Source organism: Streptomyces sp. NPDC102259, from assembly GCF_044766465.1.
Lineage (GTDB): Bacteria > Actinomycetota > Actinomycetes > Streptomycetales > Streptomycetaceae > Streptomyces.
The window spans coordinates 64,959-78,837 of sequence record NZ_JBIWMA010000007.1 but is presented as its reverse complement, the minus strand read 5'-3'; the positions used below and the strand labels follow the sequence as shown (position 1 = coordinate 78,837).

At 72.4% G+C, this 13,879-nt stretch carries 12 protein-coding genes and 1 pseudogene; 8 read left to right on the top strand and 5 right to left on the bottom strand.

The features are described from left to right. Nucleotides 1-62: 62 nt before the first annotated feature. Entirely contained in the window at nt 63-395 is a 333-nt protein-coding gene (locus tag ACIRPU_RS18535; RefSeq protein ID WP_403868733.1) for a DUF4440 domain-containing protein, read from the top strand. A 28-nt stretch (nt 396-423) separates the two neighbouring features. Here the strand turns inward: ACIRPU_RS18535 and ACIRPU_RS18530 are convergent, their stop codons facing one another. After that, nucleotides 424-1,269, bottom strand: a complete 846-nt coding sequence (locus ACIRPU_RS18530; protein ID WP_403868168.1) for a LysR family transcriptional regulator — start codon at nt 1,267-1,269, stop codon at nt 424-426. A gap of 128 nt (nt 1,270-1,397) precedes the next feature. Between ACIRPU_RS18530 and ACIRPU_RS18525 the strand changes: the two genes are divergently transcribed. Next, complete coding sequence (locus ACIRPU_RS18525; RefSeq protein WP_403868166.1) at nt 1,398-2,285, top strand: NAD(P)H-binding protein; 888 nt, start codon at nt 1,398-1,400, stop codon at nt 2,283-2,285. 14 nt (nt 2,286-2,299) lie between these two features. Here the strand turns inward: ACIRPU_RS18525 and ACIRPU_RS18520 are convergent, their stop codons facing one another. From ACIRPU_RS18520 to ACIRPU_RS18510, 3 genes and pseudogenes are all read right to left on the bottom strand, one after another. Continuing rightward, nucleotides 2,300-2,875 carry an amino acid permease gene (locus ACIRPU_RS18520; RefSeq protein WP_403868163.1) on the bottom strand — a complete coding sequence of 192 codons (576 nt, stop codon included), beginning with the start codon at nt 2,873-2,875 and terminating at the stop codon, nt 2,300-2,302. A 103-nt stretch (nt 2,876-2,978) separates the two neighbouring features. Further along, nucleotides 2,979-3,815: pseudogene (locus tag ACIRPU_RS18515) on the bottom strand (APC family permease); the annotation flags it as partial. Nucleotides 3,816-3,933: 118 nt separating this feature from the next. Then, nucleotides 3,934-4,818 carry a LysR family transcriptional regulator gene (locus ACIRPU_RS18510; protein WP_267023204.1) on the bottom strand — a complete coding sequence of 295 codons (885 nt, stop codon included), beginning with the start codon at nt 4,816-4,818 and terminating at the stop codon, nt 3,934-3,936. A gap of 131 nt (nt 4,819-4,949) precedes the next feature. Between ACIRPU_RS18510 and ACIRPU_RS18505 the strand changes: the two genes are divergently transcribed. The 6 genes from ACIRPU_RS18505 to ACIRPU_RS18480 all read left to right on the top strand — a co-directional run bounded on the left by ACIRPU_RS18505 (nt 4,950) and on the right by ACIRPU_RS18480 (nt 11,493). After that, nucleotides 4,950-5,621: a succinate dehydrogenase gene (locus ACIRPU_RS18505; RefSeq protein ID WP_403868730.1), complete on the top strand. Its 672-nt coding sequence runs from the start codon at nt 4,950-4,952 to the stop codon at nt 5,619-5,621. Nucleotides 5,622-5,623: 2 nt separating this feature from the next. After that, nucleotides 5,624-7,582, top strand: a complete 1,959-nt coding sequence (locus ACIRPU_RS18500) for a fumarate reductase/succinate dehydrogenase flavoprotein subunit (protein ID WP_403868160.1) — start codon at nt 5,624-5,626, stop codon at nt 7,580-7,582. Next, nucleotides 7,579-8,328, top strand: coding sequence for a succinate dehydrogenase/fumarate reductase iron-sulfur subunit (locus ACIRPU_RS18495; protein WP_230196666.1), 750 nt, complete (start codon nt 7,579-7,581; stop codon nt 8,326-8,328). The genes ACIRPU_RS18500 and ACIRPU_RS18495 overlap by 4 nt, the downstream gene beginning before the upstream one ends. 327 nt (nt 8,329-8,655) lie before the next feature. After that, nucleotides 8,656-9,429 (top strand): GNAT family N-acetyltransferase, encoded by a 774-nt coding sequence (locus ACIRPU_RS18490; RefSeq protein WP_403868157.1) that lies wholly within the window; start codon nt 8,656-8,658, stop codon nt 9,427-9,429. Continuing rightward, nucleotides 9,429-10,382, top strand: a complete 954-nt coding sequence (locus tag ACIRPU_RS18485) for a lysophospholipid acyltransferase family protein (protein WP_403868154.1) — start codon at nt 9,429-9,431, stop codon at nt 10,380-10,382. Before ACIRPU_RS18490 ends, ACIRPU_RS18485 begins: the two co-directional genes overlap by 1 nt. A 55-nt stretch (nt 10,383-10,437) precedes the next feature. Further along, on the top strand, nt 10,438-11,493 hold the full coding sequence (locus ACIRPU_RS18480) for an NAD-dependent epimerase/dehydratase family protein (RefSeq protein WP_403868151.1): 1,056 nt from the start codon (nt 10,438-10,440) through the stop codon (nt 11,491-11,493). On the opposite strand, the gene ACIRPU_RS18475 is transcribed toward ACIRPU_RS18480, so the two are convergent. Beyond that, nucleotides 11,490-13,859: an ATP-binding cassette domain-containing protein gene (locus ACIRPU_RS18475; protein ID WP_403868148.1), complete on the bottom strand. Its 2,370-nt coding sequence runs from the start codon at nt 13,857-13,859 to the stop codon at nt 11,490-11,492. The two genes, ACIRPU_RS18480 and ACIRPU_RS18475, sit on opposite strands and share 4 nt — an antisense overlap. Nucleotides 13,860-13,879 lie beyond the last annotated feature (20 nt).

Below are 13,879 nucleotides of genomic sequence, written 5' to 3'. Positions count from 1 at the left end.
ATGACGTGGACGGCGGCGCGAACGGCGGCGTGGACGAGGCGATCGCCGGCGAGCTGGCCCTCATGGACCCCGCCGTGCGCGCCTCCCGAGCCCGCTTCGAGCGGCTGCTCGACCCCGAGTTCGTCGAGGTGGGCTCCTCGGGCCGCCGTTACACGTACGAGGACATGCTGGCGTGGCTGCCCGACCACCCGGGCAGCTCGCAGGGCGGCCCCCGTTACGAGCCGCCGGCGATCACGGGCGTCTTCCTGGCTCCCGGCCTGGTGCACCTCACGTTCGAGACCCGCTTGGACGGCCGGCGCACCCGCCGCAGCTCGCTGTGGCGCAGGGGAAGCGGGGAGACCGGCTGGCGGATGTACTACCACCAGGGCACACCGGTGCCTCCCGGGGCCGAGTAGCGTCGGCCCGCCCCGCGGCCGGGTGGATTCAGCCCGCCTCCCGCGCACGGGCGTCCTCGGCCACCGACACGGCCGCCCGGACGAGCGCCGCCGTCGCCGTCGAGCGGGACTGCTGGGGCCACGCGACGGCCAGGACGGCCGGGGGCGCGTCCAGGACCGGGCGGTAGACGACGCCCGGCCGGGGATAGCGGTCGGCGACGGACGCGGGCAGCAGGGCGACGACCTCGCCCAGGCCGACCAACGTCAGGAGCTGGGCGAGGTCCTGGCCCCTGCCGCGTACCTCGTCGATGTAGCGGTGCACCTCGTCCGGGCGCAGCCCGAGATCGCCGACCCGCAACGCGGCCCGGGCGGCGAGCGGATGGCTCACGGCGAGGGCGGCGACGCGCGGTTCGGCGGCCAGGTCCTCCGTGTCCAGGCCGGTGCGGTCGTACGGCTCGTAGACCAGGGCCACATCGGCCTCGCCCCGGCACAGCAGCCGGGACTGCTCGTGCCAGGCGCACAGGCGGACGGCTACCGGCACCGCCGCGGGGTCGGACGCGTACCGGGCGAGGATCGCCTCCAGCAGCCCGGCGTCCCCGTCGGCCTTCACCGCCAGCGCGAGCTTCGGTTTCGGGGCGGCGGCCCGCCGGGCCCGGCGCCCCGCGGCCTCCAGCGCGGCGAGCGCGAACCGGGCCTCCACCAGCAGGACTTCGCCCGCCGGGGTCAGTGCCACGCTGTGCGTGGTCCGCTCGAACAGCATCGCCCCCAGCTCCGTCTCCAACTGGCGGATCGCCCGGGACAGCGGCGGCGGCGAGATGCCGAGCCGTTCGGCGGCGCGGGCGAAGTTGAGCTCCTCGGCGACGGCGACGAAATAGCGCAGTGGGCGGGACTCCATGGGGGCCCTCCGATCGGTATTGCCCTGAGGGTAACAACCGCGAGCCGATCGGTCCTTCAGTTCGGACGCGCGGGGCAGCAGGCTCGACGTCGTACCGCATACCGACCACGCCGTCCCAGGAGCAGTTCATGATCGTCGTCACCACTCCGACCGGCCAGATCGGTCGCGAGGTCCTGGCCCGTCTGCTGGACGCCGGCAACGGCGCGACACCGGTCCGGGTGATCGTCCGCGACCCCGCCCGGCTCGCCCCGCGGATCCGCGAACGCGTCGAGGTCGTCCAGGGGTCCCACGCGGACCCCGCCGTCCTGAAGGAGGCGTGCGCGGGCGCGGACCGGATCTTCTGGCTGGTGCCCCCGACGCCCGGGGCCGACAGCGTCGAGGGCCACTTCCGCGCCTTCACCGAGCCGCTGTGCGAGGTGATCGGGGGCCACCAGGGCGTCGAGCGGGTCGTGGCCGTCTCGACCCTGGGCCGGGGCGTCGCCCGGAACGCCGGGCCGATCTCGGCGTCCCTGGCCATGGACGAGGCCATCGCCGCCACGGGCGTGCACTACCGGGCGCTGTGTCCGCCGTCGCTGATGGAGAACCTGCTCCGCCAGACCGCCTCGATCCGCGCCGAGGGCGTCTGGTCGGAGGCGCTCGAGCGGGACCGCGTGGTGCGCACCTGCGCGATCCGGGACGTCGCCGCCACGGCGGCCCGGCTGCTCCTCGACGACTCCTGGACCGGGTACGCCGACGTTCCGCTGGTGGGCCCCGACGATCTGACCCCCGAGGGCATGGCCCGGGTCGTCTCGGAGGTGCTGGACCGGCCCGTACGGGTGCGGCAGATCACCGTCGCCGAGCAGAAGGCCAGGCTGACGGGCTTCGGCGCCACGCAGGCTTGGGCGCAGGGTGTGGCCGACATGATGGACGCCCAGAACACCCAGGGCTTCTACGGCGCCGCGCAGCCCAGCACCCCCGACACCGCGCCCACGAGCTTCCGCCAGTGGTGCGAGGAGGTGCTGAAGCCGGCGGTGTGAGGCCGGGGTGTGGCTCAGGATGTGCTCGCGCGCGCTTCTGCGGGCTCGGCCTCCAGTGACGCGCGGTCGAAGATCAGCAGGCCGAGGAAGAAGAGCCCGCCCGCGGCGAGCAGCCCGACCACGATCAGGACGGGCACGAGCGCCTCCGCGGGCGACGCCAGCACGAACAGTGAGGCGACCGACCACACCAGCGCACAGATCGCGACCGGCAGCTCGAAGCGGCCGAGGTGGAACGCGTCCTTGCGGCGATCCAGCCCTCGGCGCACCGCCAGGTAGAGGACGATCGTCGAGCAGTAGATGAGCGCCGGCAGGATCGTCGACGCCGTGATCAGCTTCAACAGCGCGGCCCCGGGCAACGCGATCATCAGCACGACTCCCACGAGGAAGATCAGGATGGTCGCCGGGACCGGCGTGTGCGTGCGCGGGCTGACCCGTCGCATCAGCCGGTGGGCAGGGAAGCGTGCGTCGCGCGACATCGCGAAGACGATCCGCGAGCACGCGGCCATCACCACCATCCCGGCGCCGAAGAACGCGAACGAGATCGCCGCCAGAAGCACTCTCTCCATGACCGGACCGAGCTGATCGCGCATGATCGCCGCGACCGGCGAGTCGCTGGCGGTGATCCGCGGGATGTCTTTGAATCGCGACGGTGAGGGAGATCAGGAACAGCATGCCCAGCAGCCCGGCGGCCACGACGGATCCCACGATCGCGCGCGGCACGCTCCGGTAGGGATCCTTGGCCTCCTCGGCCAGGTTCGCCGCGGCGTCGAAGCCGACGAGCGTAGCGAGGCCCATGATCATCGCAGCCATTAGCCCGCCGCCCACGCCGAAATAGTTGTGGGCGTGCGACGTGACACCGCGCGAGGCGAGGTTGGCGGGCGTGCCGTCACCCGTGACCGCCACCGCGATGACGAGCGCGATCCCCACCACGATGACCAGCACCATCTCGAGCCCCACCGCGGCGGTGTTGATCAGGCTGACGATGCGCGTCGAGGCCACGGTCAGCACGGCCTGGACGAGCAGCACCACGAGCGTGATCAGTCGCGCCGTGTCCTCGTCCGGCTGCATGCCGAAGAGCGGTATGAACGCCTGACTGGCGAGTGCGTCGTCGACCGCCACGACCGCGATCGCCAGGTAACAGAACGTCAGCCAGCCGAAGCCCCAGCCGATCTTCGGGTTGGCCAGCCGAGAGGCCCATTGGTAGGACGAGCCGCTGAGCGGAATGCGAGCGGCGAGCTGCGCGACCACCAACGCCACCAGGGTCTGCCCCACCGCGGCGACGGGCCACAGCCACAGCCCGACCGGCCCCGCGTTCTGCAACACGTCGTCGTACGTCCCGAAGATGCCGACCGCCACCGAGATGAACGCGAACGAGATCGCGAACACCTGAAAGGAGCCGAGCGACCGTTTCAGCTCCTGCTGGTAGCCCCCGCGCTCGACGGAACTCTCGTCGGACTGCACACCCTCGGAGGCATCGGCCACCTCGGTCACCTCACTTTCCGGCGGCCCCGGCGGCCGTCCGGCACCCATCTATCTCATGACATACGGCGCATTCCTCTCAGGCCTGCCGTGCGTCGATCGCGGAGGGCACTGTGGAGGAATTTGGCACCGGAAGGTCACCGGAAGGTCACCGGAGCGGAACGCGGCCTCATCGCTCCAGCAGCATCCGCTGGAGTTCGCGGGCCGCCCGGGGCGGGGCCACGTCGCTGCGGTGCGCGAGGGCGATCGCGCGGTGCAGACCGGGTCGGGCGAGCGGGGTGACCCGCAGTCCCCGGCCCGACCGGGCGGCCACCATCCGGGGCACGACGGCCACTCCCAGTCCGGCCCGCACGAAGCCGAGCACCGCGTCCATCTCCCCGCCCTCCACCGCGAAGTCCGGCTCGAACCCCTCCGCCCGGCATGCGGCCACGGTCAGTTCCCGCAGGTCGTAGCCGTGCCGGAACATCACCAGGCGCTCACCCTCCAGGTCGGCGATCCGCACGGTCCGCCGCCCGTTCCCCGGCCGCGAGGCCTCCGGGGAGGACACCACCACCAGGTCCTCGCGCAGCAGCTCCACCGTCGTCAGGGCCGGGGACGGGGTGGGCAGCGGCAGGACGACCAGAGCGAGGTCGAGGGCGCCGCGGGCCAGCTCCCGGACGAGGTCGTGCGAGCCGCCCTCCTCGATCAGCAGCCGGATGCCCGGATAGCGGTCGTGGAAGGCGCGCAGCACGTCCGGCAGCAGACCCGTGCACAGACTCGGCGTCGCTCCGAGCCGCACCCGCCCGCTGCGCAGCTGCACCAGCTCCTGCACCTCGTACCGTGCGGTCTCGGTGTCCGCGAGGATGCGCCGCGCGAGCGGCAGCAGCGCCTCGCCCGCGTCGGTGAGGGTGATGTTGCCGCGCGCCCGCAGGAACAGATCCGCCCCCAACTCCCGCTCCAGCGCCTTGATCTGCTGCGACAGCGAAGGCTGCGCGACGTGTACGAGCTCGGCGGCCCGGGTGAAGTGCCGGGTCTCGGCGACCGCCACGAAGTACTGGAGCTGCTGGAACTGCATGCCCCAAGACTACGTCGGCGATAGTCGGAGGCTATGGAATCAAGGCCAACCATGTCTTGGACCGATGGGGTGGTCCGGCCCTAGCGTCTTGACCCATGGCTCTGGCAACGCGGACGGGCCGACGGCCGTCCATGGCGCGCACCGTGTGGGACTCCTCCGTCGGCAAGAAGACGGTGATGGCGGTCAGCGGCATGATCATGCTGCTGTACCTGGTCGTCCACGTCATCGGCAATCTGAAGATCTTCTTCGGCGCGGAGGAGTTCGACCACTACGCCCACTGGCTGCGCACCGTCGGCGAACCGTTCATGCACTACGGGTGGACGCTCTGGCTCGTGCGCGTCGTCCTGGTCGTCGCGGTGGTCGCCCATGCCGTCTCCGCGTACCAGCTCAGCCGCCGCGACATCAAGGCGCGGCCCAGCAAGTACGTGCACAGGAAGGCGCGGGCGAGCTACGCCACCCGCACCATGCGCTGGGGCGGCATCATCCTCGCCCTCTTCATCGTCTGGCACATCCTGGACCTGACCACCGGCACCGTGCACAGCGGCGGCTTCCAGGCGGGCCACCCGTACCAGAACGTCGTGGACACCTTCTCCACCTGGTACGGCAACGTCATCTACATCGTCGCGATGCTCGCCGTCGGCCTGCACGTCCGGCACGGCTTCTGGAGCGCCGCCCAGACCCTCGGCGTCGGCAGCCGCACCCGCGACCGCGCCCTCAAGACCGTCGCCGACGTCCTCGCGCTGCTGCTCACGGCCGGCTTCCTCGCCGTACCCGTGGGCGTCATGACCGGAGTGGTGAGCTGAACATGACTGCCTTCTCCCCCTACGCGGACTACCGGACCGGTGAGCCGGTCGTCGACACCAAGGCCCCTTCCGGCCCCGTCGCCGAGCGCTGGGACAAGCGCCGTTTCGAGGCCAAGCTGGTCAACCCGGCCAACCGACGCAAGCACACGGTCATCGTCGTGGGCACCGGCCTCGCGGGCGGCTCGGCCGGCGCCACCCTCGCCGAACAGGGCTACCACGTCGTCCAGTTCTGCTACCAGGACTCCCCGCGCCGCGCCCACTCCATCGCCGCCCAGGGCGGCATCAACGCGGCGAAGAACTACCGCAACGACGGCGACTCCATCCACCGGCTGTTCTACGACACCGTCAAGGGCGGCGACTTCCGGGCCCGGGAGTCCAACGTGCACCGGCTCGCGCAGATCTCGGTCGAGATCATCGACCAGTGCGTGGCCCAGGGCGTCCCCTTCGCACGGGAGTACGGCGGCCTGCTCGACACCCGCTCGTTCGGCGGAGTGCAGGTCTCGCGGACCTTCTACGCCCGCGGCCAGACGGGCCAGCAGCTCCTGCTGGGCGCGTACCAGGCCCTGAGCAGGCAGATCGCCGCCGGCAACATCGAGATGCACCCGCGCACCGAGATGCTCGACCTGATCGTCGTGGACGGCAGGGCCCGCGGGATCGTGGCGCGCGACCTGATCACCGGCAGGATCGACACGTACTTCGCGGACGCCGTCGTCCTGGCGAGCGGCGGTTACGGCAACGTCTTCTACCTGTCGACCAACGCCATGAACTCCAACGCCACCGCGATCTGGCGGGCGCACCGGCGAGGCGCGTACTTCGCCAACCCCTGCTTCACGCAGATCCACCCGACCTGCATCCCGCGCACCGGCGACCACCAGTCGAAGCTGACGCTGATGAGCGAGTCGCTGCGCAACGACGGCCGGATCTGGGTGCCGAAGGCGCTCGGCGACACCCGTCCGCCGAACGAGATCCCCGAGGACGAGCGCGACTACTACCTGGAGCGCGTCTACCCGTCCTTCGGCAACCTCGTGCCCCGCGACATCGCCTCCCGCGCCGCGAAGAACGTCTGCGACGAGGGCAGGGGCGTCGGACCCGGCGGCCAGGGCGTCTACCTGGACTTCGCCGACGCCGTCCGGCGGATGGGCCGGGCAGCGGTCGAGGAGAAGTACGGCAACCTCTTCGACATGTACGCCCGGATCACCGCCGAGGACCCCTACACCGTGCCGATGCGGATCTACCCGGCCGTGCACTACACGATGGGAGGCCTGTGGGTCGACTACGACCTCCAGACCACCGTCCCCGGCCTGTTCGCGATCGGCGAGGCCAACTTCTCCGACCACGGGGCCAACCGCCTCGGCGCCTCCGCGCTGATGCAGGGGCTGGCCGACGGCTACTTCGTGCTCCCGGCCACCATCAACGACTACCTCGCCCGCAACCCGCACCAGGGCGAGGTGACCGACGAACACCCCGTCGTCCAGGAGGTGTTGGCGGAGACCCAGGACCGCCTCAACCTGCTGCTCTCGGTCGACGGCGACCGCACCCCGGACTCCTTCCACCGCGAGGTCGGCGAACTCATGTGGGAGTTCTGCGGCATGGCCCGCACCGACGCCGGTCTGCGCAAGGCCCTCGAACGCATCCCGCAGATCCGTGAGGAGTTCTGGCGGCGCATCAAGGTGCCCGGCACCGGCGAGGAGTTCAACCAGTCCCTGGAGAAGGCCAACCGCGTGGTCGACTACCTGGAGCTCGCCGAGCTGATGTGCCTCGACGCGCTGCACCGCGCCGAGTCCTGCGGCGGCCACTTCCGCGAGGAGTCGCAGACCCCGGACGGTGAGGCGGCCCGGCGCGACGACGCGTTCGCCTACGCGGCCGCCTGGGAGTTCACCGGGACGGGCGAGGCCCCGGCCCTGCACCGGGAAGACCTGGTCTTCGAGTACGTCCATCCCACCCAGCGGAGCTACGCATGAGGCTCAACCTGCGCGTCTGGCGGCAGAAGAACGCGGACGCCGACGGCGCCATGTCCACGTACGAGGTGGACGGCATCTCACCCGACATGTCCTTCCTGGAGATGCTCGACACCCTCAACGAAGAGCTCATCCTGCGTGGCGACGACCCGGTCGCCTTCGACCACGACTGCCGCGAGGGCATCTGCGGCGCGTGCTCGCTCGTCATCAACGGCGACGCGCACGGGCCGGAGCGGACCACCACCTGCCAGCTGCACATGCGGTCCTTCCGGGACGGCGACACGATCGACGTCGAGCCGTGGCGGGCCGCCGCCTTCCCGGTCGTCAAGGACCTGGTGGTCGACCGGAGCGCCTTCGACCGGATCATCCAGGCCGGCGGTTACGTCACCGCCCCGACCGGCGCCGCCCCCGAGGCGCACGCGACGCCCGTGCCCAAGCCCGACGCCGACTTCGCCTTCGAGCACGCCGAGTGCATCGGCTGCGGGGCGTGCGTGGCCGCCTGCCCGAACGGCGCGGCGATGCTGTTCACCTCCGCCAAGGTCAACCACCTGAACGTGCTGCCGCAGGGCGCGCCCGAGCGCGAGACCCGGGTGCTGGACATGGTGGCGCAGATGGACGAGGAGGGGTTCGGCGGGTGCACGCTGGCGGGCGAGTGCGCGACCGCCTGCCCGAAGGGCATCCCGCTGGTGTCCATCACCGGTATGAACAAGGAGTGGCTGCGGGCCGCTCGGAAGGTCACGAAGCGGTAGCGCCGTAGGGCGGAGCGTCGTTTCGGGCCGCGGGTCCGTTCGGGCCGGTCGCGCAGTTCCCCGCGCCTCTGGGGGGTCGCCCCGACGCCCGCTTCGACAAGAGCCGTTCGCCGACGAGGTGCGGACGGGCGGGGCCGGGAGTGGTGCTCATCCCCGGCCCCGCCAGGCATGCGCGATGCCGGGCGGGCGGTGACTCCCGGCATTCAGCAGCCGCACATCCACGGGCCCCGTGCCGGTCACGCCGAGGCCAGCCGGGCGCGGAAGAAAGCAGGTGCGTATCCCCGTGCACCGTCCCCATGCTTCTTCCGCCCGGCGCAGGAGACCTCCATGACCGCCATGCCCGTCGCACCCCCCGCTCTCGCCGTCCCGCCCGGCGGTGCCGGCTATCTCGTGTCGCTCGCCCGCGACCAGGACGACGTCCGGGCCGCGCAGCGGCTGCGCCACCAGGTGTTCGCCGGGGAGCTGGGCGCCCGGCTCGACGGCCCGGAACCGGGCCTGGACACGGACGCCTTCGACGCGTACTGCGATCACCTTCTCATCCGGGACCGGGCCACCGGCGAGGTGGTCGGCACCTACCGGCTGCTGCCGCCCGAGCGGGCCGCGGTCGCCGGACGGCTCTACTCCGAGGGCGAGTTCGACCTGAGCCCGCTCGACGCGATCCGGCCCGGCCTGGTCGAGGTCGGCCGCTCGTGCGTGCACCCCGACCACCGCGACGGCGCCGTCATCGGGCTCATCTGGGCCGGGATAGCCCGCTACATGGTGGACCGCGGCCACGAGTGGCTGGCCGGCTGCTGCTCCATCCCGCTGGCCGACGGCGGCACCCTGGCGACGGCGACCTGGGACCGGGTGCGCGACAAGCACCTCGCCCCGCCGGAGTACCGGGTACGGCCCCTGCGGCCCTGGACCCCGAACGACGCCGTCCCGGCCGCCCGCACCGAACTCCCGGCCCTGCTGCGCGGCTACCTCCGCCTCGGCGCCTGGGTGTGCGGGGAGCCCGCCCACGACCCCGACTTCGGCGTCGCCGACCTGTACGTGCTGCTGCCGATGAGCCGCGTCAACGCGCGCTATCTGCGGCACTTCCTCTCCCTCGTCCCGGCCTGATGAGCGTCTGGCTGCCCAGCGCGCCCTGCACCCCGCGGGCGTGCGTGGAGGCGACGGTGTCCCTCACGGCCGTCCCGCGGGCCGCGCTGCGGCTCACGGCGGTGGTCGTGCTGGTCCTGGTCGGGGTGGTGCTGGCGCCGGTCGGCGGACGGTTCCCGTCCCGGGTGGTGCGGTGGTGGAGCCGGACCGTGGTGCGGGCGGCGGGGGTGCGGGTGCGGGTGACCGGCGCGACCGCGCCCACCGGAACCGGGCTGCTGCTGGTCGCGAACCACATCTCCTGGCTGGACATCCCGCTGCTGGCCGCCGTCCGCCCGGCCAGGATGCTCGCCAAGGACGAGATCCGCAGGTGGCCGGTGGCGGGCGCGATGGTCGCGCGCGGCGGTGTGCTGTTCATCGACCGTGACCGGCTGCGGGCGCTGCCCGAGACGGTCGCCGCGATCGCCGAAACGCTGCGCGCCGGGCGGGCGGTGGCGGTGTTCCCGGAGGGGAGCACCTGGTGCGGCCGCGCCCAGGGGCACTTCCGGCGGGCGGTGTTCCAGGCCGCTCTGGACGCCCGGGTGCCGGTCCAGCCCGTGCGCATCCGCTACCGGGACCGTGCCGGGGCGGCCAGCACCGTGACCGCGTTCGTCGGCGACGACCCGCTGCTCGCCTCGCTGTGGCGGGTCGTGTCGGCGCGCGGCCTGGTGGCGGAGGTCGAGGTCCTGCCCGCGCTCGCGCCGGGCAGCCACCCGGACCGCAGGGCGCTGGCCGCGGCCGCCGCCGCCCGGGTGCGGGGCGAAGCGGGGGAGGGGCGTCCCGTCGCCCCGCTCGGCCGGCCCGTCGGCCTGTCCGGGCCGGCCGGCCACCGCCTCGGCGGTCGCCGCCGGGTGCCCCGCAATGCCGGTGAGCGAGCCGGCGTGCAGGCCGACGCCGGACGAATTCCCGGTGAGCGGGGGGCTGTCGGGGCGTCTTGATGGAATCATGACGCACTCTGACCTCTGACCTCTGACCTCTGAGGGGAGCGTGCGCGTGAGCGGAAGCCCGGCCGGCCGGACGGTACTGGTGACGGGAGGCAGCGGCTTCGTGGCCGCCCATCTCGTCCAGCAGCTCCTGGAGCGCGGCTACCACGTGCGCACCACCGTGCGGGCCACGGCGGACGCGGCCAAGCGCCGGCCCCTGCGCGCCCTGGGGGACGCCCATCCCGGCCGCCTCGACCTCTTCGAGGCGGACCTGCTGGCGGAGGGTTCCTTCGACGAGGCCATGAAGGGCTGCGCGGTGGTCTTCCACGTGGCCTCGCCCTTCCTGATGCCGGAGAAGATCAAGGACGGCCGACGGGACGTGGTGGAACCGGCCCTGACCGGCACGCGCAACGTCGTGGCGTCGATCGGGCGCACCGAGTCCGTCGAGCGCCTCGTCCTCACGTCCACGGTGGGCGCGATCTTCGGCGACTACGCCGACGTACGGGAGATGGACGACCAGACCCTGTCGGAGAAGTACTTCAACACCACCAGCACCGTCGACAACAACCCGTACCACTACGCCAAGACGGTGGCCGAGCGGGCCGCCTGGGAGGCGGAGGCCGCCCAGAGCCGCTGGCGCATGGTCTCCGTGAACCCCGGCCTGATCCTGGGCCCCTCCCTCACCCCCGGCTCGGACTCGGGCAGCCTCTTCCTCCTGGACGAGCTCTTCAAGGGCTACTTCTTCTACGGCGCACCGGACTTCAGCTTCACCACGGCCGACGTCCGCGAGGTCGCCGCCGCCCACATCGCTGCGGCGGAACACCCCGGGGCGCACGGCCGCTACATCGTCGCGGCGCGGGAGATGACCTCGTTCCACCAGATGTCGAGAGCCCTGCTCAAGCACCACCCGCGCGACCGGCGCCTCCCGCGGACCGCCCTCCCGCACTGGCCGGTGCGGATTCTCGGCCCCGCCTTCGGCCTCTCCCAGGAGTACATCCGAGGCCACCTCGGCATCCGCTTCCGCGTCGACAACCGCAGAAGCACCGAGGAACTGGGCCTCACCTACCGTCCGATCGAGGAGACCCTGGTGGACCACCACCGGGCCTGGCGGGAGCAGCGCGGCTAGCGGCGCGTGCCCAGCACCCGGCGCAGATACGGCGCCGTCGCGCTCTCCCGGACCCCCGCCACCTCCTGCGGCGTCCCCGTCGCCACGATCCGTCCGCCCGCGTCGCCGCCGCCGGGCCCGAGGTCGATCACCCGGTCGGCGCCCGCCACCACGGACATGTCGTGCTCGACGACGATCACCGTGTGTCCGGCGTCGACCAGGCCGTGCAGCTGCCGCATGAGGACCTCGACGTCGGCCGGGTGCAGGCCGGCCGTCGGTTCGTCGAGGAGGTAGAGCGTGCGACCACGCCGGCCCCGCTGCAACTCGGCGGCCAGCTTGATGCGCTGGGCCTCACCGCCGGAGAGTTCCGTGGCCGGCTGGCCGAGGCGCAGATAGCCGAGGCCGACGTCGAGGAGGGTGGCCAGACTCCGCGAGACGGCCGGGACGTCGGCGAAGAAGTCCGCCGCCGACTCCACCGTCAGGTCCAGCACCTGCGCGATGTTCCGGTCCCGGTACGTCACTTCGAGTGTCGCGGGGTTGTAGCGGGCCCCGCCGCAGTCCGGACAGGGCGCGTACGTGCTGGGCAGGAAGAGGAGTTCGACGCTCACGAACCCCTCGCCCTGACAGGTCTCGCAGCGCCCTCCGGCCACGTTGAAGGAGAACCGGCCGACGCCGTACTTCCTGGCCCGGGCCGCGTCCGTCGCCGCGAAGACCTTGCGGACCTCGTCGAACAGGCCCGTGTACGTCGCCAGGTTCGAGCGCGGGGTGCGACCGATCGGCTTCTGGTCGACCGCGACCAGCCGGCCCACGCCCGGCAGGTCCTCCGTGATCTCCCCGATGAGCGTGGACTTTCCCGAGCCCGACACACCGGTCACCGCCGTGAACACGCCGAGGCCGAACTCCGCGGTCACCCCGCGCAGGTTGTGCCGGGTCACTGGACCGATCGTCAACCGGCCCCGGGCGGTGCGGACTTCGCGGACGGGCGCCGGGGAGTGGCCGAACAGGAAGCGTGCCGTCGCCGACTCCGCGACGGACGCCAGCGCCGCCACCGGGCCGCTGTGCAGCACCCGCCCGCCGTGCTCGCCCGCCCGGGGGCCCACGTCCACCAGCCAGTCGGCGGCGCGCATCACGTCCAGCCGGTGTTCCACCACGAACACCGAGTTGCCCGCCGCCTTCAGCCGCTCCAGCACCGTGAGCAGCGCCTCCGTGTCCGCCGGGTGCAGTCCCGCCGACGGCTCGTCGAGCACGTACACCACGCCGAACAGTCCGGAGCGCAGCTGTGTCGCGATCCGCAGCCGTTGCAGCTCGCCCGCCGAGAGGGTGGGGGTGGCGCGGTCCAGGCCGAGGTAGCCGAGTCCGAGTTCGAGGACGGGGGCGATCCGGGTCCTGAGGTCGTCGGTGAGGACGCGGGCCGTCTCGGACGTCCCCTCGAGGAGCTGGGCCAGTTCCGCCAGCGGCAGCGCGGCCAGTTCCGCGATCGTCCGGCCCGCGAACGTCACGGCGAGGGATTCCGGCCGCAGTCGGCCGCCACCGCACGCCGGGCAGGGGGCGGCCGTCAGGAAGCGTTCCGCCCTGGCCCGCAGGGTCTGGCTCCTGGAGTCCGCGAAGGTCTTCATCACATAGCGGTGGGCGCTCATGTAGGTGCCCTGGTAAGGGCGTTGGATGCGGTCGGCGTCCCGCACCGGGTGGACCGTCACCACCGGCTGCTCGTCCGTGAACAGGATCCACTCCCGCTGCCCGGCGGGCAGTTCGCGCCACGGGACGTCGACGTCGTGACCGAGCGCGTCGAGGATGTCCCGCAGGTTCTTGCCCTGCCAGGCGCCCGGCCAGGCGGCGATCGCGCCCTCGCGGACGGACAGCGACGGGTCCGGTACCAGCGACTCCTCGGTGGTGCGGTGGACCTCGCCGAGGCCGTGGCACTCGGGGCAGGCCCCGGCCGCCGTGTTGGGGGAGAAGGCGTCCGAGTCGAGGCGCTCCGCGCCCGGCGGGTAGTCGCCCGCGCGGGAGAAGAGCATCCGCAGCGAGTTCGACAGGTTCGTGACCGTGCCCACCGAGGAGCGCGAGGTGGGCGCCGAGCGGCGCTGCTGGAGCGAGACCGCCGGGGGCAGTCCGGTGATCTCGCCGACCTTCGGCGCGCCGACCTGGTGGATCAGCCGCCGTGCGTACGGCGCGACCGACTCGAAGTACCGGCGCTGGGCCTCCGCGTAGATCGTCCCGAACGCCAGCGACGACTTCCCGGAGCCGGACACCCCCGTGAACACGGCCACCACGTCGCGCGGGACGTCGACGTCCACGCCCTGGAGATTGTGCTCGCGGGCTCCCCGGACCCGGATGTACCCGTCCTTCGTGGACGGCTCGCCGCCGTGCGGCTCGGGTGGGCTCGGCATGGGGGAACTCCGTACGGGTC

Coding starts and splice junctions, on each gene's coding strand:
- ACIRPU_RS18535 (WP_403868733.1), top strand. CDS start 63: ATGGACCCCGCCGTGCGCGCCTCCCGAGCCCGCTTCGAGCGGCTGCTC.
- ACIRPU_RS18530 (WP_403868168.1), bottom strand. CDS start 1,269: ATGGAGTCCCGCCCACTGCGCTATTTCGTCGCCGTCGCCGAGGAGCTC.
- ACIRPU_RS18525 (WP_403868166.1), top strand. CDS start 1,398: ATGATCGTCGTCACCACTCCGACCGGCCAGATCGGTCGCGAGGTCCTG.
- ACIRPU_RS18520 (WP_403868163.1), bottom strand. CDS start 2,875: ATGCGCGATCAGCTCGGTCCGGTCATGGAGAGAGTGCTTCTGGCGGCG.
- ACIRPU_RS18510 (WP_267023204.1), bottom strand. CDS start 4,818: ATGCAGTTCCAGCAGCTCCAGTACTTCGTGGCGGTCGCCGAGACCCGG.
- ACIRPU_RS18505 (WP_403868730.1), top strand. CDS start 4,950: ATGGCGCGCACCGTGTGGGACTCCTCCGTCGGCAAGAAGACGGTGATG.
- ACIRPU_RS18500 (WP_403868160.1), top strand. CDS start 5,624: ATGACTGCCTTCTCCCCCTACGCGGACTACCGGACCGGTGAGCCGGTC.
- ACIRPU_RS18495 (WP_230196666.1), top strand. CDS start 7,579: ATGAGGCTCAACCTGCGCGTCTGGCGGCAGAAGAACGCGGACGCCGAC.
- ACIRPU_RS18490 (WP_403868157.1), top strand. CDS start 8,656: ATGACCGCCATGCCCGTCGCACCCCCCGCTCTCGCCGTCCCGCCCGGC.
- ACIRPU_RS18485 (WP_403868154.1), top strand. CDS start 9,429: ATGAGCGTCTGGCTGCCCAGCGCGCCCTGCACCCCGCGGGCGTGCGTG.
- ACIRPU_RS18475 (WP_403868148.1), bottom strand. CDS start 13,859: ATGCCGAGCCCACCCGAGCCGCACGGCGGCGAGCCGTCCACGAAGGAC.